We start from the raw sequence: 19,882 nt of genomic DNA, 5'->3' as shown, positions 1-19,882 counted from the left end.
CTGCGCTAACGGCTACGGCCCGAGCGCTCGGCGATTCCTGCTTGAAGCAAGGCGCGCTGGCAAGCTGCGGGGCGCTCACTCCTTGTTGCCGCTGTCGTAGATCGCGCGATCCAACTCCTGCTCGCTGCGCCCGACCAGGGTGGTGGTCATCAGGTCGCCAGCGACGTTCACCGTGGTGCGCGCCATGTCGAGGATGCGGTCGATCCCGGCGATCAGCGCCACGCCTTCCAGGGGCAGGCCGGCGGCGGTGAGCACCAGGCCGAGCATGATCAGCCCGGCGCCGGGGATGCCGGCGGTGCCGATGGAGGCCAGCGTCGCGGTGAGGATGATCATCGCGTACTGCCCGGCGCCCAGGTCGATGCCGAAGGCTTGGGCGATGAACAGCGCCAGCACGCCCTGGTAGATCGCCGTGCCGTCCATGTTGATGGTGGCGCCCACCGGCAGCACGAAACCGGCCACACCCTCGGACACACCGAGGTTCTTGCGTGCGCATTCGATCGACACCGGCAACGTGCCTGAGCTGCTGGACGTACTGAAGGCCACTGCCAGCGCCGGGGCGATACCCTGGAAGAAGCGCAGCGGATTGAGCCGCCCCAGCAGGCCGAGCAGCCCCCCGTAGACCAGCAGCACATGGGCGATGCTGGCCAGGTAGATCACGCCGATCACGCCCGCCAGCGGCAGCAGCACTTCGGCGCCATGGCTGCCGACCACGCCGGCGGTCAGGGCGAAGACGCCGATCGGCGCGACGCGCATCACCAGGTCGGTGAGCTTGTAGAAGGTCTCGGCCAGCGCATCGAACAGGCGCACCGCCGGCGCGCCGCGCTCGCCGATCAGGTTGATGCTCACGCCCAGGGCGATGGCGAAGACGATGATCTGCAGGATGTTGCCTTCGGCAAAGGCGGTGACCGGGTTGGCCGGCACCAGGCCGACCAGGATCGACACCAGCGAGGGCGCCTGCTTGGCCTCCTGGCTGCCGCTGGCGACCATGTGCATCCCTTCGCCGGGGCTGAACAGCGCGCCGAACAACAGGCCGATGCTGACCGCGAAGGCGGTGGTGAGCAGGTAGATGAGGATGGTCTTGAGGCTGATGCGGCCGAGCTTGGCGCTGTCGTGCATCGAGGTGATGCCGGCCACCAGCGAGACGAACACCAGCGGCACGATGAGCATCTTGATCGCGTTGAGGAACAGCGTGCCGACGGGGGCCAGCAGCTGCGCATCCGCGCCGAAGGCCATGCCGGCGGCGACGCCGAGGGCCAGGCCGATGAGAATCTGCTGCCAGAGCGGCAGGCGGACGAGCAGGCGCAGAGGGGCGGAGAGGGTCGTACTCTGGGTCATGGAATTTCCTGTTGTTGTTATTGTGCGGACGGGCCGCGGCGGGCGGCCCGCAGCGAGGCCCGGCCATGTGACCGGGCCGGCGGGGTGATCAGGCCTTCAGCGGCACCAGGCGCGGCGCGATCATGTTTTCCGGGCGCAGGATGTCGGCCAGGGTGGCTTCGTCCAGCAGCCGCTCCTCGCGCACCAGCTCCAGCACGCCGCGCCCGCTGAGCAGTGCCTGGCCGGCGATGCGCGTGGCGTTCTCGTAGCCGATGTAGGGGTTGAGTGCGGTGATCAGGCCGATGGAGTTCTCCATCAGCTGGCGGCAGTGCGCCTCGTTGGCGCTGATGCCGTTGACGCAGTGCTCGCGCAGCATGTCCATGGCGCGCTGCAGCAGGCGGATCGAGTCGAACAGCTTGTAGGCGATCAGCGGCTCCATGACGTTGAGCTGCAGCTGCCCGGCCTCGGCCGCCAGGGTCAGCGCCAGGTCGTTGCCGATCACCTCGAACGCCACCTGGTTGACCGCCTCGGGGATCACCGGGTTGACCTTGCCCGGCATGATCGAGCTGCCCGGCTGGCGCGGCGGCAGGTTGATCTCGTTGATGCCGGTGCGCGGACCGCTGGAGAGCAGGCGCAGGTCGTTGCAGATCTTCGACAGCTTCACCGCCAGGCGCTTGAGCATGCTGGAGAAGGTGACGAAGGCGCCCATGTCGGAGGTGGCCTCGATCAGGTCGGCGGCGGGTTTCAGCGGCTGCCCGCTGATGGTGGCCAGGCGTTGCACGGCCAGCGCCTGATAGCTGGGGTCGGCGTTGATGCCGGTGCCGATGGCGGTGCCGCCGAGGTTGACCTCGACCAGCAGCTGCGGGGCGATCGACCGCAGGTGTTCGAGGTCCTCGCCGAGGGTGGTGGCGAAGGCGCGGAATTCCTGGCCGAGGGTCATCGGCACCGCATCCTGCAGCTGGGTGCGGCCCATCTTGAGGATGTGCGCGAATTCGGCCGACTTGCCGGCGAAGGCCTGCACCAGGCTGTCGAGGCTGGCCAGCAGGGTGTCATGGCCGAGCAGCAGGCCGAGGCGGATGGCGGTGGGGTAGGCGTCGTTGGTCGACTGCGCCATGTTCACGTCGTTGTTCGGGTGCAGGTGGCGGTACTCGCCCTTGGCGTGGCCCATGTGCTCCAGCGCCAGGTTGGCGATTACCTCGTTGGCGTTCATGTTGGTCGAGGTGCCGGCGCCGCCCTGGATCATGTCGACCACGAACTGCTCGTGGTACTCGCCGCGGATCAGCCGCGCGCAGGCCTGGCTGATCGCCTGGTGCTTGGCCTCGGCGAGATGCCCCAGCTCGCGGTTGGCGTCGGCGGCGGCCTGCTTGACCATGGCCAGGGCGACCACCAGCTTGGGAAAGTGCGACAGCGGCACGCCGGAGAGGCGGAAGTTGTTCAGCGCGCGCAGGGTCTGGATGCCGTAATAGGCATCGGCGGGTACTTCGAGCGGGCCAAGCAGGTCTTTTTCGAGGCGAAAGGATGCAGCACAGGACATGATGACTCTTATCCAGGGGGAAAGCGGCAGTGGCCGCGACAGGCGCTAACATAAGGGTTACGGCCGCCAGGCGGCCAATGCCGTTATCCGCTGCCCCATGCATGATCGGCATAATGATGCTGTGACGCCGTTCGGTCGACGAGCGTTATTGTGCACAGGCAGCGCCGGGAGGGCCGCATGAACATCGAGACCAAATGGCTGGAAGATCTCGTCGCGCTGGCGGCGACGCGCAGCTTTTCCCAGGCGGCGGAGCGCCGCTTCGTCACCCAGCCGGCGTTCAGCCGGCGCATCCGCAGCCTGGAGAACACCCTAGGGCTGACCCTGGTGAACCGTACGCGCACACCGGTGGAGCTGACCGAGGCCGGCCAGCTGTTCCTGGTCACGGCGCGCAACATGGTCGAGCAGGTCGGCGAGGTGGTGCGCTACCTGCACAACCTGGAGGGCCAGCGTGGCGAGGTGCTGCAGATCGCCGCGGCGCATTCGCTGGCGCTGGGCTTCTTCCCCGAATGGCTGGCGCAGCTGCGCCGCGACGGCGTGCCGGTCAACAGCCGGCTGGTGGCGACCAACGTCGGCGAGGCGGTGCACTCGCTGCGCGAAGGCGCCTGCGACCTGATCCTCGCCTACCACGATCCGGAGGCGACCCTGCAGATGGACCCCGAGCTGTTCCCCTCGCTGGCGCTGGGGCGCACCGAGATCGTTCCGGTATCCGCGGTGGACGAGGCCGGCGCGCCGCTGTTCGATCCCGACGGCGGGCAGAGCGTGCCGCTGCTGGCCTACAGCGCCGGCGCCTCGCTGGGCCGTTCGGTGAACGCGCTGCTGCGCCAGCGCGGGCTGCGCTCGACCACGGTCTACGAGACGGCCATGGCCGACAGCCTGAAGAGCATGGCGATGCAGAAGCTCGGCCTGGCCTGGGTGCCGCGCCTGAGCGTGAGCGCCGAACTGGCGCGGGGCGAATTGGTGGTCAGCGGCGGGGCGCACTGGCGGGTGCCGCTGGAGATCCGCCTGTACCGCTGTGCGCTGGTGCGCAAGGCGCCGGTGCGGCTGCTCTGGCGCAAGCTGGAAAGCGGCGCCGGCCAGCCGGCCGCCGCGCCGCTCGAACGCTAGGGCCCGTTATCGCGAAAAGCGCTACGAGGCCATGTTCAGCACGATGCGGCCCTCGATCGTGCCGGCGCGCATCTGGTCGAAGATCTGGTTGATGTCGTCCAGTTGGCCGGCATGGATGGTGGCCTTGACCAGGCCCTCGGCGGCGAAGTCCAGCGCTTCCTGCAGGTCGGCGCGGGTGCCGACGATCGAGCCGGTGATGCTGATGGCCTTGAGCACCACGTCGAAGATCGGCGTGGGGAAGTCGCCCGGTGGCAGCCCCACCAGCGCCACCGTGCCACGCCGGCGCGCCATGCCGATGGCCTGGCCGAAGGCGCTGTTGGAGACCGCGGTGACCAGCACGCCGTGGGCGCCGCCGATCTCGTGCTGGATGACCGCCACCGGGTCCTCGCTGCGGGCATTGACGGTCAGGCTGGCGCCGAGTTTCTTCGCCAGCTCCAGCTTGGCGTCGTCGACGTCCACCGCCGCCACGTGCAGCCCCATCGCCCGTGCGTACTGCACCGCGACGTGGCCCAACCCGCCGACGCCGGAAATCACGACCCACTGGCCGGGACGGGCCTCGGTCATCTTCAGGCCCTTGTACACCGTGACCCCGGCGCAGAGGATCGGCGCGATCTCGTCGAACGCCACCGCCTTGGGCAGCAGGCCGACGTAGTCGGGGTCGGCCAGCACGTACTCGGCGTAGCCGCCATTGACCGAATAGCCGGTGTTCTGCTGCGCGGCGCAGAGGGTTTCCCAGCCAGTCAGGCAATGTTCGCAGCAGCCGCAGGCGCTATACAGCCAGGGCACGCCGACGCGGTCGCCCTCCTTGACGCGCGTCACGCCGCTGCCGACCGCGGCGACGTAGCCGACGCCCTCGTGGCCGGGAATGAACGGCAGGCTGGGGCGCACCGGCCAGTCGCCTTCCACCGCGTGCAGGTCGGTATGGCAGACGCCGCAGGCCTCGATCTTCACCAGGATCTGCCCGGGGCCGGGCAGCGGGACCTTCACTTCCTCGATCCGCAGCGGTTCGCCGAAGGCATGTGCCACGGCGGCTTTCATGGTCTGGGTCATGGGGGAGTCTCCTGTGCATAGGAACGCCCAGTCTGCGCTCCTGAAAGGCATCGCAATTGACTTCGGGCAACTCTAGCGCCTATTCAGAACTTTGCCGCGCGCATGGTCGCGGGTGCCGGCGGGCCGGGGCTTGCGCTATACTGCGCGGCCCTCGGTCGGACCGGTTCCGGCCATGTTTCCTGCACGGCCGCGCTGGCTTCAGCGCGGCCGTTGTTCCTGATGCGCCCGCAGGCGCCGAAGAGAGGCACGACGATGACCGCACTGGTAGGCGTGATCATGGGCTCCAAGTCCGACTGGTCCACCCTCAGCCACACCGCCGATATGCTGGAAAAACTGGGCATTCCCCACGAAGTGACGGTGGTCTCCGCCCACCGCACCCCGGACCTGCTCTTCCAGTACGCCGAACAGGCCGAAGCCCGCGGGTTGCGCGTGATCATCGCCGGTGCCGGCGGCGCCGCGCATCTGCCGGGCATGTGCGCGGCCAAGACCCACCTGCCGGTGCTCGGCGTGCCGGTGCAGTCGTCGATGCTCTCCGGCGTCGATTCGCTGCTGTCGATCGTGCAGATGCCCGCCGGCGTGCCGGTCGCGACCCTGGCCATCGGCAAGGCCGGGGCGGTCAATGCGGCGCTGCTTTCGGCGAGCATCCTCGGCCACGAATTCCCCGAGTACCACGCCGCGCTGAAGACATTCCGCGACGAGCAGACCCAGACCGTGCTGGACAACCCGGACCCGCGCGGCTGAGCGGGTTCTACACTTGCCATCGGCGCGCGCGGATGGCCGCCTAACGAAGGGCCGTGAGTTATGAAAATTGGTGTGATCGGTGGCGGCCAGCTGGGCCGCATGCTGGCCCTGGCGGGCACTCCGCTGGGCATGAGCTTCGCTTTCCTCGACCCGGCGCCGGACGCCTGCGCCCAGGCCCTCGGCGAGCACATCCGCGCCGACTACGACGACAAGGAACATCTGCGCCGGCTGGCCGACGAGGTGGACCTGGTGACCTTCGAGTTCGAGAGCGTGCCGGCCGAGACCGTGGCCTTCCTTTCGCAGTTCGTGCCGGTCTACCCGAGTGCCGAAGCGCTGCGCATCGCCCGCGACCGCTGGTTCGAAAAATCCATGTTCAAGGACCTCGGCATCCCCACCCCGGAATTCGCCGACATCCAGTCGCAGGACGACCTCGATGCCGCAGTGGCCGCCATCGGCCTGCCGGCGGTGCTCAAGACCCGCACCCTGGGCTACGACGGCAAGGGCCAGAAGCTGCTGCGCAAGCCCGTCGACGTCGCCGGTGCCTTCGCCGAGCTGGGCAGCGTGCCGTGCATCCTCGAAGGCTTCGTGCCGTTCACCGGCGAGGTCTCGCTGATCGCCGTGCGCGGCCGCGACGGCGAAACCTGCTTCTACCCGCTGGTGCACAACACCCACGAGAGCGGCATCCTGCGCCTGTCGGTGGCCAGCAGCAACCACCCGCTGCAGGCGCTGGCCGAGGACTACGTCGGCCGCGTGCTCGAGCAGCTGGACTACGTCGGCGTGCTGGCCTTCGAGTTCTTCGAGGTGGACGGCGGCCTGAAGGCCAACGAGATCGCCCCGCGCGTGCACAACTCCGGGCACTGGACCATCGAAGGCGCCGAGTGCAGCCAGTTCGAGAACCACCTGCGCGCGGTGGCCGGCCTGCCGCTGGGCTCGACCGCCAAGCTGGGCGAGAGCGCCATGCTCAACTTCATCGGCGAGGTGCCGGAGGTGGCCCGGGTCGTCGCCATCGAGGACTGCCACCTGCACCACTACGGCAAGGCCTTCAAGGCCGGACGCAAGGTCGGCCACGCGACGCTGCGCTGCCCCGACCGCGCCACCCTGGACCGGCAGATCACCGCCGTGGAGACGCTGATCCCCCACCCGTGACCGCCCGGCCGTCCGGCTGCGGCGAACGGTGCCAGAGCCCTCGGGTCCATTGGTTACCCTTTCGGACCTGAGGAGCATATTCATGGGCATCATCGGCACCATCATCATCGGCCTGATCGTCGGCCTCGTCGCGCGTTTCCTCAAACCCGGCGACGACAGCATGGGCTGGATCATGACCATCCTGCTGGGCATCGGCGGCTCGCTGCTGGCCACCTACGGCGGCCAGGCGCTCGGCCTGTACCAGGCCGGCGAGGGCGCGGGCTTTATCGGCGCCGTGGTCGGTGCGATCATCCTGCTGGTGATCTACGGCGTGGTGACCAGCCGCAAGCACTGACTCGCCGCGGGGCCGTTCCGCGGCCCCGTTCATTTTCCACGTAGCCGCCATGCGCCCATTCATCGTTTCGCTGCTCTGCTGCCTCGTACTCGCTTCCACCACCCACGCCGCGTTGCCGGAACTCGACTGGCTCGAACTGATGCCGCCCGAGGATCGCCAGGCACTGGAGGAAATGCCCGAGATCGACCACGCGACCCCCGAGGCCTTGGGCTTCAGCGACCAGGGCGGGCTCAGGCAGGAGGCCGGGCTGCCGGCGGTGATGTACTCGGCCAAGACCGTGGCGGCACTGGACGGCCGCGAGGTTCGCCTCGGCGGCTACCCGGTGCCGCTGGAAAGCGATGCCCGCGGGCGCAGCACCGAGTTCTTCCTGGTGCCCTATCCCGGCGCCTGCATCCACGTACCGCCGCCACCGCCGAACCAGATCGTGCTGGTGCGCTACCCCAAGGGCATCGCCCTGGAAGACATCTACGCGCCGCTGTGGGTCGACGGCCGGCTGCAGGTCGAACCGGTCAGCAACGACCTGGCCGACGCGGCCTACGCACTCGACGCCGACGCCGTCGAACTGGTCGACGAAGATGATCTCTGAGGCGTCGTAGGTTGGCTCGGGGCGCGTAGCCTGAGGAGCGTAGCGACGAAGCTCAACAGGTGCATGCCGATCCCTGTTGGGCTTCGCTGCGCTCAGCGCCAACCTACGAGTGCGCCCGATCGCCCGCCCAGACAGTTTCCAAGGAGCCCCGAATGCCGCTGGATAGCGAACAACGCCAGGCCTTCCGCGCCCTCGCCGAGGATACCGCGGGGATCGACGAGCAGGTCTACCGCACCTTCGAGCGCGACCCGCTGGAGCCGATCATCGGCCTGGGCGACGCCGACGCGCCGATCTGCTTCTTCGGCCGTGACCCGGGCCGCGAGGAGGTGCGCCATGGCGAGCCGTTCATCGGCTCCGGCGGGCAGATCGTGCGGCGCGTGCTCTACCGCCACCTGCATGGCGAGCAGATGCCGGATTTCGAGGCGGGGCGGTCCCTTGGCCGGCACTATTTCTGGATCAACACCGTGCCGTACAAGCCGCTCGGCAACAAGGCCTGGTCGATGGCGGTCAAGCGCCGCTTCCATCCGCGGATGCGCCAGCTGCTGGTGGATAGCTGGCATGGCCGGCACATCGTCACCCTCGGCCGCGAGGCGTTCCTCTGGTTCGGCATCGACCAGCCGCGCGAGCAGCGCCAACGCCTGGACGACTTCTGGTCGCGCGAAGACCGCTTCACGGCCGACCTCGAGGTGCAGCTGCAGGACCCGCAGGGCCATGCCCGCGCGTTCGTCCTGCACCCGCTGCCGCACCCGTCGCCGCTGAACCAGACCTGGTTCAAGCGCTTCCCGGCGTTGCTCGAGGCGCGTCTGCGCCAGCTCGAGCGTTAATCGCTGACCTGATTGCGCATCGCCCCGGCCCGCCAGGCGGCGACGTTGTCCAGCGTGGTGGCCGCGATGGCTGCCAGCGCCTCCTCGGTGAGAAAGGCCTGGTGCGCGGTGACGATCACGTTGGGGAACGACAGCAGGCGGGCCAGCACGTCGTCCTGCAGCGGCAGGCCGGAATGGTCCTCGAAGAACAGCCCGGCCTCCTCCTCGTAGACGTCCAGGCCCAGGTAGCCCAACTGGCCGCTCTTCAGCGCGCCGATCAGCGCCGGGGTGTCGATCAGTGCGCCGCGGCCGGTGTTGATCAGCATGCCGCCGCGCTTCATGCTGGCCAGGCTGTCCTGGTCGATCAGGTGCCGGGTCTGCGCGGTGAGCGGGCAGTGCAGGCTGACGATGTCGCTGCTGGCCAGCAGCTCGTCGAGCGCCACGTAGCGCATGCCCAGCTGTTCCAGTTCGGGGTTGGGGAAGGGATCGTACAACTGCACCTGGCAGCCGAAGCCCTGCATGATGCGTGCGAACACCGTGCCGATCTGCCCGCTGCCGACCACGCCGACGCGCTTGCCCATGAGGTCGAAGCCGGTCAGGCCCTGCAGCGAGAAATTGCCTTCACGGGTGCGGTTGTAGGCGCGCGGCAGGCGCCGGTTGAGCGCCAGGATCAGCGCCACGGTGTGTTCGGCTACCGCGTGCGGCGAGTAGGCCGGCACCCGCACCACCGGCAGGCCGAGGCGCTGGGCGCAGGCCAGGTCGACATGGTTGTAGCCGGCCGAACGCAGCGCGATCAGCCGCGTGCCGCCGGCCGCGAGCTTCTCCAGCACCGGTGCCGACAGCACGTCGTTGACGAACGGGCAGACCACCTCCGCCCCCGCCGCCAATGTGGCGGTGTCCGGATCGAGGCGGGCTTCGAGGAAATGCAACTCGAAGCCATGCGGCCGGTTGGCGGCGAGAAAGCTGTCGCGGTCGTAGGTTTTGCTGCTGAACAGGGTGATGCGCATGCGGAGCCTCTGTGGACATGAGTGGCCTGGCCCGTTTTATCGCAGGCCATGCTGTCACTTAAGCAGAAAAGTTCAAGAGCATCGCCTGGGAGCGGGCGCGGCCTCTCACAAAACCAACCAGCCCACGCTGGACCCTGTGGGAGGCGCCTCTCGCGGCGATAGCAGGCCTGCCAGAAGTTTAAAAGCATCGCCCCGAGGTCGGGCCTCCCACAAACAGCGGGTGCACACCGGACCCCGTGGAGGTGCGTCCCGCGGCGATTGCAGGCGCAGGGCGGGTCGTATCCGCCCTACGATGCCCGGACGGTCCCATGATGCCGCTGGCTATCGACCGGCGCCTGCTCGCGGTCGTGCATGCCGTAGTCGCGCTGCACCGCGGCCACGCGCAGCCGGTAGTCGGCGAAGATCGTTCCGCGCCCGGCGGCCTGGGCATGCCGGTGCGCTTCCTGGCGGCGCCAGGCGGCGATGGCCGCCTCGTCGCGCCAGAACGACAGCGAGAGGGTCTTGCCCGGCGTGCTCAGGCTTTCGAAGCGTTCGACGGAGATCAGGCCGTCGCGCTCTGTCAGCAGCGAGCGTAGTTCGGCGGCGAGGTCGAGGTAGTCCTGGCGGCGGTCGGGGTGGGCCTGGGCTTCGAATATCACGGCGATCATGGCGTGGCTCCTGTTCGTCGGCGCCGGCTGGCGCGTTGCGGGTTTCGGGGCCAGTATCCTTGTCTCGTGCATGGGATGTTTCGTCGTGAGGTGAACCATGGATTACACACCGGGCATCAGCCAGATCGCCGGGCTGCTCGCCGATCCGGGGCGGGCGACGATGATCTGGGCGCTGATGGACGGCAGCGCGCGGCCGGCCGGCGAACTGGCGCTGCTGGCCGGCCTGTCGCCGTCCTCCACCAGCGCTCATCTGGCCAAGCTGACCGAAGGCGGCCTGCTGGTGCTGGAAAGCTACGGGCGCAACCGTTACTACCGGCTCGCCGGGCCCGAAGTGGGCCAGGTGGTGGAAGCCCTGGCCAGCGCGGCGCTGGCTGCGCAGCCGCGCAAGCCGCGACCGCTTCCCGTCGCGCGAGGCACGCCGCTGGCCCTGCGCGAGGCGCGCACCTGCTACGACCATCTGGCCGGCGAGCTGGCGGTGGGACTGTTCGAGCGCATGGCCGGGGCCGGCTGGCTGGTGCCGGACGGCAGGCAGGTAACGGTTACCGATCGCGGTCATGCGGGGCTGGGCGCCCTGGGTATCGACCTCGCGGCCCTGGGGCGGCGCCGCCGGCAACTGGCCTGTGCCTGTCCCGACTGGAGCGAGCGCAAGCCGCACCTGGGCGGCGCGCTCGGTGCAGCGTTGCTGGATACCTGCAGGCAGGCCGGCTGGCTGCGTCCTGCCCAGGGGTCGCGGGCGCTGCACGTGTCGCCGGAAGGCCGCCGGGCCATCGGCCGGATCGCGGCGCAGCTCGGTGCGTAGGCGCCACTGGGCCCTGGGTGAGTGTCAGGGCTTCGGCCGGAAGTACAGCGTCTCGCCGCGGATCAGGCCGGCCAGGCTGGCGTGATCGTTGGTCACTTCGGCCTCGATCGGTTCGTCCTGGCTGGCCACCTTCAGCGTCACCCGGGTGATGGCGCCGAGCGGGCGGATGTCGCGCACTTCGCCGGCCTGGTAGTCGGCCGTGGCGATCCGGCTCAGCGAGACTTCGTGGGGGCGGAAGAGGAGCTGCCGCTCCGCGTCGAGCTGCAGGCGGTTGGCGTCGCCGAGGAAGTGGTAGACGAAGTCGTTGGCCGGCTGCTGGTAGACCTCCGCCGGCGAGCCGATCTGCTCGACCACGCCCTTGTTCATCACCACGATGCGGTCGGCCACTTCCATGGCCTCTTCCTGGTCGTGGGTGACGAACACGCTGGTCAGGTGCACGTCCTCGTGCAGGCGCGCCAGCCAGCGGCGCAGTTCCTTGCGCACCTTGGCGTCGAGGGCGCCGAACGGCTCGTCGAGCAGCAGCACCTTGGGTTCCACCGCCAGGGCGCGGGCCAGGGCGATGCGCTGGCGCTGGCCGCCGGACAGCTGTTCCGGGTAGCGGTCGGCGAGCCAGTCGAGCTGCACCAGGTCGAGCAGTTCGTGCACCTTCTGCTTGATGATCGTTTCGTTCGGCCGCGCGCCCCTGGGCTTCATGCGCAGGCCGAAGGCGACGTTGTCGAACACCGTCATGTGGCGGAACAGCGCGTAGTGCTGGAAGACGAAGCCGACCTTGCGATCGCGCACGTCGTGCCGGGACACGTCCTCGCCGTGGAACACGATGCTGCCGCTGTCCGGGGTTTCCAGGCCGGCGATGATCCGCAGCAGGGTGGTCTTGCCGCAACCGGACGGGCCGAGCAGGGCGACCAGTTCGCCGCTCTGGATGTTCAGGTTGATGTTGTCGAGCGCCTTGAAGGCGTTGAAGTTCTTGCTGACATTCGACACTTCGATGGACATGACTCATTCCTCGCCGGCGCTGGCTTTCAGGCGGTTGATTCGGGATTCGCTCCACTGCTTGAGCAGCAGGATGAACAGGGCCATCAGCAACAGCAGGCTGGCGACGCTGAAGGCGGCGATGTGGTTGTACTCGTTGTGCAGGATTTCCACGTGCAGCGGCAGGGTGTTGGTGTAGCCGCGGATATGCCCGGACACCACCGAGACCGCGCCGAATTCACCCATGGCCCGCGCGGTGCAGAGCACCACGCCGTAGATCAGGCCCCACTTGATGTTGGGCAGGGTGACGTGCCAGAACATCTGCCAGCCGTTGGCGCCCAGCAGGCGCGCGGCTTCCTCCTCGGTGGTGCCCTGCTCCTGCATCAGCGGGATCAGTTCGCGGGCGACGAAGGGCACGGTGACGAACAGGGTGGCGAGGACGATGCCCGGCACGGCGAAGATGATCTGGATGTCGTGTTCGCGCAGCCAGGGGCCGAAGAAGCCCTGGGCGCCGAACAGCAGCACGTAGACCAGGCCGGCGATCACCGGGGAAACCGAGAACGGCAGGTCGATCAGCGTGACCAGGATGCTCTTGCCACGGAATTCGTACTTGCTCACGCACCAGGCGGCGGCCACGCCGAACACCAGGTTGAGCGGCACCGAGATGCCCACGGCGAGCAGCGTCAGGCGCAGCGCGGCCAGGGCGTCGGGCTCGACGATGGCGGCGAAGAAGGGTGCGAAGCCCTTCTGCAGCGCCTGGCTGACCACGATCAGCAGCGGCAGCAGGAGGAACAGGACGAACACCAGCCAGGCGCCGCCGATCAGCAGCCGCCGGCCCCAGGCGTTGCCGCGGCGGGCGGCGTTGCTGGCGGAGGCGGTTAACGTTGCAGAAGTCATGACGGCCTCCTCAGGCACGCGTGATGCGGCGTTGCAGCATGTTGATGAGCAGCAGCAGGACGAACGACACCACCAGCATCAGCACGCCGATGGCGGTAGCGCCGGCGTAGTTGTACTGGTCCAGCTGCACCATGATCAGCAGCGGCAGGATCTCGGTCTTCATCGGCATGTTGCCAGCGATGAAGATGACCGAGCCGTATTCGCCGACGCCCCGCGCGAAGGCCAGGGCGAAGCCGGTCAGCCAGGCGGGCAGCAGCGCCGGCAGCAGCACGTAGCGGAACACCTGCAGCGGCCTGGCGCCCAGGCAGGCGGCGGCCTCCTCGACTTCCCGCGGGATGTCGGCCAGTACCGGCTGCAGGGTGCGCACCACGAAGGGCAGGGTGACGAAGGTCAGCGCCAGGGTGATCCCCAGCGGGGTGTAGGCGATCTTGAAACCCAGCGCGGTGGCGAACTGGCCGATCGGGCCAGCGGGCGCGTACAGCGCGGTGAGGGCGATGCCGGCCACCGCGGTGGGCAGGGCGAAGGGCAGGTCGATCATCGCCTCGATGATCTTGCGGCCGGGAAAGGTGTAGCGCACCAGCGACCAGGCCAGCAGGGTGCCGATCGCGCCGTTGAGCAGGGCGGCGAGCAAGGCGGTGCCGAAGCTGAGTTTCAGCGCGGCCAGTACCCGGGCGGAGGAAATGATCGCCCAGAATTCAGCCCAGCTGAGCTGCGCGGCGGAGATGAACAGGGCACCCAGGGGGATCAGTACCAACAGGCTGAGGTACACCAGGGTGTAGCCCAGCGTCAGCCCGAAGCCGGGTATGACGGGGGAAGTACGGCGGGACATAGGACCTCAGCGGCAAGCTTAAGCGACAGGTAGGTGCCCCAAGCGACGGCCCGCTTGCGGGCTTGTCGCTTGGGGCTGCGCGCGATCAGTGCGCCTTGTAGATCTGGTCGAAGATGCCGCCGTCGTTGAAGAAACGCGGTTGGGCTTCTTTCCAGCCGTGGAAGTAACCGTCGATGGTCACCAGTTCGATGTCGGAGAACTGCTCGCTGAACTCCTTGGCGATCTCCGGGTTGCGCGGGCGGTAGAAGTGCTTGGCCGCCAGGCGCTGGCCTTCATCGCTGTACAGGTACTCGAGGTAGGCCTCGGCGACCTTGCGGGTGCCCTTGCGATCGACGTTGGCGTCGACCACGGTGACCGGCGGCTCGGCGAGGATCGACAGCGACGGCGCGACGATTTCCAGGGCGTCACCGCCTTCTTCCTTGAGCGCCAGGAAGGCCTCGTTCTCCCAGGCCAGCAGCACGTCGCCGATCTTGTTGTTGACGAAGGTAATGGTCGAACCGCGGGCACCGGTGTCCAGTACCGGCACGTTGCGGTAGAGCTTCTCGACGAAATCCTTGGCCTGCTCTTCGCCGCCGTATTCCTTCTCGGCGTAGGCCCAGGCGGCGAGGAAATTCCAGCGTGCGCCGCCGGAGGTCTTCGGGTTCGGCGTGATCACCTCGACGCCCGGCTTGACCAGGTCGTCCCAGTCCTGGATGCCCTTCGGGTTGCCCTTGCGCACCAGGAACACGATGCTCGAGGTGTACGGCGTGCTGGCGTCCGGCAGGCGTTCCTGCCAGTTCTCGGGGATCAGCTTGCCGATCCGGTGCAGCTCGTCGATGTCGCCGGCCAGGGCCAGGGTCACGACGTCGGCGCGCAGACCGTCGATCACCGAGCGGGCCTGCTTGCCGGAGCCGCCATGGGACTGCTGGATGGTCACGGGCTCGTTGCCCTGGGCCTGCCAGTGCCTGGCGAAGGCCTGGTTGAATTCGACATAGAGCTCACGGGTCGGATCGTAGGACACGTTGAGCAGGGTCTGGGCGGCACTGGCGGGCCCAGCGACCAGGGCGCCGGCCAAGGCGGCGAGCGCGAAGAAACGAATGGACATGGATGCAGCTCCTGAAGAAACGGATTCGGTTGTTGGCTGTTTTTCTGTTCGGGGCGTGGGCGATCAACACCGCATTCGCGGGTGACGGCTGCAATGCCGGTGTGTGTGCATGGTGGCTCTTCTCATGGTCACACCCTCCGGTTGTCCAGTCGGGCTGTTAGGGTCAGGCGTTCTTGCCGTTCGACTGCAGGCGGAATTTTTCCTTGCGCTCGATCTGCACGACCTGGCCGTTGTGCACGGTGATTTCCACCGAGCCGAACTTGAGGCCGTTCAGGGCGTTCTGGATTTCGCGCAGGATGCTGGCTTCGTCCTGACCTTCAAGGTTGCGAAGGGTCGCGCTCATCTTCATCTCTCCGTGGCGAAGCCTCCGTGACGGCCGGTATGACCGTAGCCAGGGAGGCATGGATGAGGATGGTAGGCAATACTGAAATATTCTTAAAAATATTGTTTAAGAACATTTATAGATTTAAATCGAATAAGTCGATGCACCACTGATTTTCCTTACATGGAATAAGCAAATAATTTCTTATTCTTTTTGTAGCAGAAAAGGCCTGCTTAGACTGGTGCCCGGAATATCCAGGAGGCGCCGTGATGCGCAGTGAATCGATCCGCTATCTAATAGTGCCGGGCTGGCAGGGCTCGCCCGATGACCATTGGCAAAGCCATTGGCAGCAGGTGTTGCCCAACAGCGCACGGGTGGAACAGGCCGACTGGATGACGCCGCGCCGGGAGGACTGGGTCGGTGAGCTGGAGCGCTGTATCGCCAGCAGCCCGCAGCCGGCGATCCTGGTGGCGCACAGCCTGGGTTGCATCACCGTGGCGCATTGGGCGGCGCAGGCATCGCCGGAACTGTTGCGGCGGGTGCGCGGGGCGCTGTTGGTGGCTCCGGCCGACGTGCAGCGCGACAACTGCCCCGAGGCGCTGCACAACTTCGCGCCGATTCCCCGCCAGGGCCTGCCTTTCGCCAGCCAGCTGGTCGGCTCCGACAACGACAGCGCGGCCAGCGCCGCGCGCGCGATCGAGCTGGGCCGCGACTGGGGCAGCGAAATCGCGATTCTCGGCGGCGCCGGGCATATCAATGTGAAGTCCGGCCATCACCGCTGGGAACAGGGGTTCGCCTACCTGTATCGCCTGCAGAGCCGCATCGAACAGCTGGCCCGCAGGACCGCCTGAAGACGGCGCCCTGCCGGCCACCTACCTGATCTACTGACAGCAGGCGGCCGCGCGGCGGTCCGCCTGGCGGGAGCTTTTTCATGAGCCACAGCCGTTTCACCAGCCAGGCACTGCTGACCTTTCCCGATGCGAAAAAATGGTTATAAATAAATTTTTATTTATTCTTTTTCATCTGTTCGAACAGCGAACATAGTGTGCCGACCAGACGACCCCCCAAGGAGCAGCACCCATGAGTATCCGCCTCGGCGACATCGCCCCCGATTTCGAACAGGATTCCAGCGAAGGCCGCATCCGCTTCCACGAGTGGCTGGATGACAGCTGGGGTGTGCTGTTCTCGCACCCGGCCGACTTCACCCCGGTGTGCACCACCGAACTGGGCTTCACCGCCAAGCTGAAGGACGAGTTCGCCAAGCGCAACGTCAAGGCCATCGCCTTGTCCGTGGACCCGGTGGACTCGCACATCAAGTGGATCGACGACATCAACGAGACGCAGAACACCCGCGTCAACTTCCCGATCCTGGCTGATGCCGACCGCAAGGTCTCCGGGCTGTACGACCTGATCCACCCCAATGCCAGCGATACCCTGACGGTGCGCTCGCTGTTCGTCATCGACCCGAACAAGAAGGTGCGCCTGACCATCACCTACCCGGCCAGTACCGGGCGCAACTTCCACGAGATCCTGCGGGTGATCGATTCGCTGCAGCTCACCGACAACCACAAGGTCGCGACCCCGGCCAACTGGCAGGACGGCGACGAGGTGGTGATCGTGCCCTCGCTCAAGGACGAGGAGGAGATCAAGCAGCGCTTTCCCAAGGGCTATCGCGCGGTCAAGCCGTACCTGCGCCTGACGCCGCAACCTAACCGCTGAGCGAGGACGATCACCGATGATGGTCGTTTCCCTGGCCGGCAGCCCCAGCCAGCGCTCGCGCTCCGGCGTGCTGCTGGATGCGGCGGGTGACTGGCTGCAGCGCCACGGCGTGGAGGTGGTGCGCTACGCCGTACGCGATTTCGAGCCGGCCGACCTGATCCACGCCCGCTTCGACAGCCCGGTGGTGCAGCGTTTTGCCGAGCACGTCGAGCAGGCCGATGGTCTACTGGTGGCCACGCCGGTGTACAAGGCGTCGTTCGCCGGTGCGCTCAAGACGCTGCTGGACCTGCTGCCGGAGCGGGCGCTGGCGAACAAGGCGGTGCTGCCGCTGGCCAGCGGTGGTAGCGCGGCGCACATGCTGGCGCTGGACTACGCGCTCAAGCCCGTGCTGGCGGCGCTCAAGGCACAGGAGATCCTGCACGGCGTGTACGCCGTGGACCGGCAGATCGCCTATGCCGAGGGCAACCAGCCGGCGCGACTGGATGACGAGCTGCGTGAGCGCCTCGAAGCCGCCGCGTCGCAACTGCTCGCGGCGCTGGCGCGATGTCCGCGGCCACTCGATCCGCACCTGTTGAACGACCGGCTGGCCAACGCCCGCTGGAGTATCTGAAAACCCGGGCTCCGGCCCCTGACGCTTCACCCCGCCTTACTCCCCCGCCAACGGGTGAGCAGGTCGCTTCCCAATTCGATCGCAGAGGAGCGTGCCCATGAGCACTCGCAACCTGCGTCGAGGACTGGTCGCCCTGCTTGCCGCGACCCTGTCCATCGGCGCTTTCCATGTCCAGGCCGAAACCCTACGGATCGGCTACCAGAAATACGGCACCCTGGTGCTGCTCAAGGCCCGCGGCACGCTGGAGAAGCGCCTGGCCGGGCAGGGCTTTACCGTGCAGTGGACCGAGTTCCCCGGTGGCCCGCAGTTGCTCGAGGGGCTCAACGTCGGCTCCATCGACTTCGGCGTGACCGGCGAAACCCCGCCGGTGTTCGCCCAGGCGGCCGGCGCCGACCTGCTCTACGTCGCCCACGAGCCGCCGGCACCCAGCGGCGAGGCGATCCTGCTGCCCAAGGACTCGCCGATCCGCTCGCTGGCCGAGCTCAAGGGCAAGAAGATCGCGCTGAACAAGGGCTCCAATGTGCACTACCTGCTGGTCCGCGCACTGGAATCGGCGGGGCTGCAGTACCGCGACATCCAGCCGGTGTACCTGCCGCCAGCCGATGCCCGCGCCGCCTTCGAGCGCGGCAGCGTCGATGCCTGGGTGATCTGGGATCCCTTCCAGGCCGCCGCCGAGGCGCAGCTGCAGGCGCGCACCCTGCGCGACGGCCAGGGGCTGGTCAGCAACCATCAGTTCTACCTCGCGGCGCGCCCGTTCGCCGAGCGCAATCCCGCGGTCATCAGCACCCTGATCGGCGAAATCCGAGATATCGGCCGCTGGGTCGAGGCCAATCCGGACCAGGCCACCGAGCAGGTGGCGCCGCTGCTCGGCCTGTCCCGCGAAATCACCCGCAAGGCGGTGATCCGCCAGGGCTATGGTGCCCGGCCGATCGATCCGGCCGTGGTGCGCGCGCAGCAGGCCATCGCCGACACCTTCACCGAACTCAGGCTGATTCCGAAAAAACTGGCCATCGCCGACGTCGTCTGGACGCCGCCGAAGGGTATCGCCCAGCACGCCGAATGACGGCTGCGCCCACCGTTCCCGGCGCGGCGCCCGGCGGCGCGCCATACCGACCGATACGGAGCATCATATGAGTCTGAATATCTTCTGGTTCCTGCCCACCCACGGCGATGGCCATTACCTGGGCACCGCCGCAGGCGCCCGCGCCGTCGACCATGGTTACCTCGGCCAGGTCGCCCAGGCGGCCGACCGTCTTGGCTACGGCGGCGTACTGATTCCCACCGGGCGCTCCTGCGAGGACTCCTGGCTGGTCGCCGCCTCGCTGATTCCGCTGACGCAGCGGCTGAAATTCCTCATCGCCCTGCGCCCGGGCATCATCTCGCCGACCGTGGCGGCGCGCCAGGCGGCGACCCTGGACCGGCTCTCGGGCGGCCGCGCGCTGTTCAACCTGGTCACCGGCGGCGATCCGGACGAGCTGGCCGGCGACGGCCTGCACCTGTCGCATGCCGAGCGCTACGAGGCCTCCGTCGAATTTACCCGCATCTGGCGCCGCGTGCTGGAAGGCGAGACGGTCGACTACGCCGGCAAGCACATCCAGGTCAAGGGTGCCAAGCTGCTCTATCCGCCGATCCAGCAGCCGCGTCCGCCGCTGTACTTCGGCGGCTCTTCCGAGGCGGCCCACGAGCTGGCCGCCGAACAGGTGGAACTGTACCTGACCTGGGGCGAGCCGCTGGAAGCGGTGGCCGAGAAGATCGCCGACGTGCGCGCCCGCGCCGCCAGGCAGGGTCGCACGGTGCGTTTCGGCATTCGTCTGCACGTGATCGTGCGCGAAACCAACGAAGAGGCCTGGGCCGCCGCCGAGCGGCTGATCAGCCACCTCGACGACGACACCATTGCCCGTGCCCAGGCTTCCCTGGCGCGCTTCGACTCGGTGGGCCAGCAACGCATGGCCGCGTTGCACGGCGGCCGCCGTGATCGATTGGTGGTCGCACCGAACCTCTGGGCCGGGGTCGGCCTGGTGCGCGGTGGCGCCGGCACAGCGCTGGTCGGCGATGGCCCGACCGTGGCCGCGCGGGTCAGGGAGTACGCCGACCTGGGCATCGATACCTTCGTCTTCTCCGGCTATCCGCATCTGGAAGAGAGCTACCGCGTCGCCGAACTGCTGTTCCCGCACCTGGACATCGCCCAGCCGCAACGTCCGGAAAGCCGCGGTTACGTCAGCCCGTTCGGCGAAATGATCTCCAGCGACATCCTGCCGAAGGCAGCGGTCGCCGGCTGACGCTCCACGTGGCATATCCGGCCAGACGTAGGGTGGATGGCCGAATTCATCCACGCGGAGGAAGCGCCGGGACTGACACGGAGCCGATGCCCAGTACCCGTGGAAAAT

22 protein-coding genes are annotated in these 19,882 nt (G+C 67.7%); 12 read left to right on the top strand and 10 right to left on the bottom strand.

The features are described 5' to 3' along the window. Positions 1 to 75 precede the first annotated feature (75 nt). Both CXK94_RS01750 and CXK94_RS01745 read right to left on the bottom strand, forming a co-directional pair. Positions 76 to 1,335, bottom strand: coding sequence for a dicarboxylate/amino acid:cation symporter (locus CXK94_RS01750; protein ID WP_102893048.1), 1,260 nt, complete (start codon positions 1,333 to 1,335; stop codon positions 76 to 78). An 88-nt stretch (positions 1,336 to 1,423) separates the two neighbouring features. Further along, the gene (locus CXK94_RS01745) at positions 1,424 to 2,848 is read right to left on the bottom strand and encodes an aspartate ammonia-lyase (protein WP_102893047.1); all 1,425 of its coding nucleotides are present in this window, start codon (positions 2,846 to 2,848) and stop codon (positions 1,424 to 1,426) included. Positions 2,849 to 3,025: 177 nt separating this feature from the next. Between CXK94_RS01745 and CXK94_RS01740 the strand changes: the two genes are divergently transcribed. After that, positions 3,026 to 3,952: a LysR substrate-binding domain-containing protein gene (locus CXK94_RS01740; RefSeq protein ID WP_102893046.1), complete on the top strand. Its 927-nt coding sequence runs from the start codon at positions 3,026 to 3,028 to the stop codon at positions 3,950 to 3,952. Positions 3,953 to 3,973: 21 nt separating this feature from the next. On the opposite strand, the gene adhP is transcribed toward CXK94_RS01740, so the two are convergent. Beyond that, on the bottom strand, positions 3,974 to 5,002 hold the full coding sequence (gene adhP, locus CXK94_RS01735; protein ID WP_102893045.1) for an alcohol dehydrogenase AdhP: 1,029 nt from the start codon (positions 5,000 to 5,002) through the stop codon (positions 3,974 to 3,976). Between the two features lie 252 nt (positions 5,003 to 5,254). On the opposite strand from adhP, the gene purE reads away from it, so the two are divergent. The 5 genes from purE to CXK94_RS01710 all read left to right on the top strand — a co-directional run bounded on the left by purE (position 5,255) and on the right by CXK94_RS01710 (position 8,633). After that, the gene (gene purE, locus CXK94_RS01730) at positions 5,255 to 5,743 is read left to right on the top strand and encodes a 5-(carboxyamino)imidazole ribonucleotide mutase (protein WP_037041396.1); all 489 of its coding nucleotides are present in this window, start codon (positions 5,255 to 5,257) and stop codon (positions 5,741 to 5,743) included. Positions 5,744 to 5,803: 60 nt separating this feature from the next. Then, entirely contained in the window at positions 5,804 to 6,889 is a 1,086-nt protein-coding gene (locus tag CXK94_RS01725) for a 5-(carboxyamino)imidazole ribonucleotide synthase (protein WP_102893044.1), read from the top strand. An 82-nt stretch (positions 6,890 to 6,971) separates the two neighbouring features. After that, the gene (locus CXK94_RS01720; RefSeq protein ID WP_037041392.1) at positions 6,972 to 7,223 is read left to right on the top strand and encodes a GlsB/YeaQ/YmgE family stress response membrane protein; all 252 of its coding nucleotides are present in this window, start codon (positions 6,972 to 6,974) and stop codon (positions 7,221 to 7,223) included. A 49-nt stretch (positions 7,224 to 7,272) separates the two neighbouring features. Next, positions 7,273 to 7,809, top strand: coding sequence for a DUF3299 domain-containing protein (locus CXK94_RS01715; protein WP_102893043.1), 537 nt, complete (start codon positions 7,273 to 7,275; stop codon positions 7,807 to 7,809). A gap of 152 nt (positions 7,810 to 7,961) precedes the next feature. Continuing rightward, positions 7,962 to 8,633 carry a uracil-DNA glycosylase family protein gene (locus CXK94_RS01710; RefSeq protein WP_102893042.1) on the top strand — a complete coding sequence of 224 codons (672 nt, stop codon included), beginning with the start codon at positions 7,962 to 7,964 and terminating at the stop codon, positions 8,631 to 8,633. Here the strand turns inward: CXK94_RS01710 and CXK94_RS01705 are convergent. Continuing rightward, positions 8,630 to 9,619 carry a 2-hydroxyacid dehydrogenase gene (locus CXK94_RS01705; RefSeq protein ID WP_102893041.1) on the bottom strand — a complete coding sequence of 330 codons (990 nt, stop codon included), beginning with the start codon at positions 9,617 to 9,619 and terminating at the stop codon, positions 8,630 to 8,632. The two genes, CXK94_RS01710 and CXK94_RS01705, sit on opposite strands and share 4 nt — an antisense overlap. 287 nt (positions 9,620 to 9,906) lie before the next feature. Then, on the bottom strand, positions 9,907 to 10,266 hold the full coding sequence (locus CXK94_RS01700; RefSeq protein WP_102893040.1) for an antibiotic biosynthesis monooxygenase family protein: 360 nt from the start codon (positions 10,264 to 10,266) through the stop codon (positions 9,907 to 9,909). A 97-nt stretch (positions 10,267 to 10,363) separates the two neighbouring features. On the opposite strand from CXK94_RS01700, the gene CXK94_RS01695 reads away from it, so the two are divergent. After that, positions 10,364 to 11,065, top strand: coding sequence for an ArsR/SmtB family transcription factor (locus tag CXK94_RS01695; RefSeq protein WP_102893039.1), 702 nt, complete (start codon positions 10,364 to 10,366; stop codon positions 11,063 to 11,065). 24 nt (positions 11,066 to 11,089) lie between these two features. Here the strand turns inward: CXK94_RS01695 and CXK94_RS01690 are convergent, their stop codons facing one another. From CXK94_RS01690 to oscA, 5 genes are all read right to left on the bottom strand, one after another. Further along, complete coding sequence (locus tag CXK94_RS01690) at positions 11,090 to 12,058, bottom strand: sulfate/molybdate ABC transporter ATP-binding protein (protein ID WP_102893038.1); 969 nt, start codon at positions 12,056 to 12,058, stop codon at positions 11,090 to 11,092. 3 nt (positions 12,059 to 12,061) lie between these two features. Next, the gene (gene cysW / locus CXK94_RS01685) at positions 12,062 to 12,931 is read right to left on the bottom strand and encodes a sulfate ABC transporter permease subunit CysW (RefSeq protein WP_102893037.1); all 870 of its coding nucleotides are present in this window, start codon (positions 12,929 to 12,931) and stop codon (positions 12,062 to 12,064) included. Between the two features lie 10 nt (positions 12,932 to 12,941). After that, a complete protein-coding gene (cysT, locus tag CXK94_RS01680) occupies positions 12,942 to 13,760 on the bottom strand; it encodes a sulfate ABC transporter permease subunit CysT (protein ID WP_102893036.1) in 819 nt (272 codons plus the stop codon). 85 nt (positions 13,761 to 13,845) lie between these two features. Next, on the bottom strand, positions 13,846 to 14,844 hold the full coding sequence (locus tag CXK94_RS01675) for a sulfate ABC transporter substrate-binding protein (RefSeq protein ID WP_102893035.1): 999 nt from the start codon (positions 14,842 to 14,844) through the stop codon (positions 13,846 to 13,848). 163 nt (positions 14,845 to 15,007) lie between these two features. Further along, the gene (gene oscA, locus CXK94_RS01670; protein ID WP_102893331.1) at positions 15,008 to 15,187 is read right to left on the bottom strand and encodes a sulfur starvation response protein OscA; all 180 of its coding nucleotides are present in this window, start codon (positions 15,185 to 15,187) and stop codon (positions 15,008 to 15,010) included. 248 nt (positions 15,188 to 15,435) lie between these two features. On the opposite strand from oscA, the gene CXK94_RS01665 reads away from it, so the two are divergent. The 5 genes from CXK94_RS01665 to ssuD all read left to right on the top strand — a co-directional run bounded on the left by CXK94_RS01665 (position 15,436) and on the right by ssuD (position 19,774). After that, complete coding sequence (locus CXK94_RS01665; protein WP_102893034.1) at positions 15,436 to 16,017, top strand: alpha/beta hydrolase; 582 nt, start codon at positions 15,436 to 15,438, stop codon at positions 16,015 to 16,017. Between the two features lie 229 nt (positions 16,018 to 16,246). Further along, positions 16,247 to 16,885, top strand: a complete 639-nt coding sequence (locus CXK94_RS01660) for a peroxiredoxin (protein ID WP_102893033.1) — start codon at positions 16,247 to 16,249, stop codon at positions 16,883 to 16,885. Between the two features lie 16 nt (positions 16,886 to 16,901). After that, a complete protein-coding gene (gene ssuE, locus CXK94_RS01655; RefSeq protein WP_017244243.1) occupies positions 16,902 to 17,495 on the top strand; it encodes an NADPH-dependent FMN reductase in 594 nt (197 codons plus the stop codon). A gap of 97 nt (positions 17,496 to 17,592) precedes the next feature. Beyond that, on the top strand, positions 17,593 to 18,558 hold the full coding sequence (locus tag CXK94_RS01650) for a sulfonate ABC transporter substrate-binding protein (RefSeq protein WP_102893032.1): 966 nt from the start codon (positions 17,593 to 17,595) through the stop codon (positions 18,556 to 18,558). Positions 18,559 to 18,625: 67 nt separating this feature from the next. After that, a complete protein-coding gene (ssuD, locus tag CXK94_RS01645) occupies positions 18,626 to 19,774 on the top strand; it encodes an FMNH2-dependent alkanesulfonate monooxygenase (protein WP_102893031.1) in 1,149 nt (382 codons plus the stop codon). Positions 19,775 to 19,882 lie beyond the last annotated feature (108 nt).

The sequence above is a fragment of the Stutzerimonas stutzeri genome (genome assembly GCF_002890915.1).
Taxonomy (GTDB): domain Bacteria; phylum Pseudomonadota; class Gammaproteobacteria; order Pseudomonadales; family Pseudomonadaceae; genus Stutzerimonas; species Stutzerimonas stutzeri_AF.
This window is presented reverse-complemented; position numbering and strand designations above follow the sequence as displayed.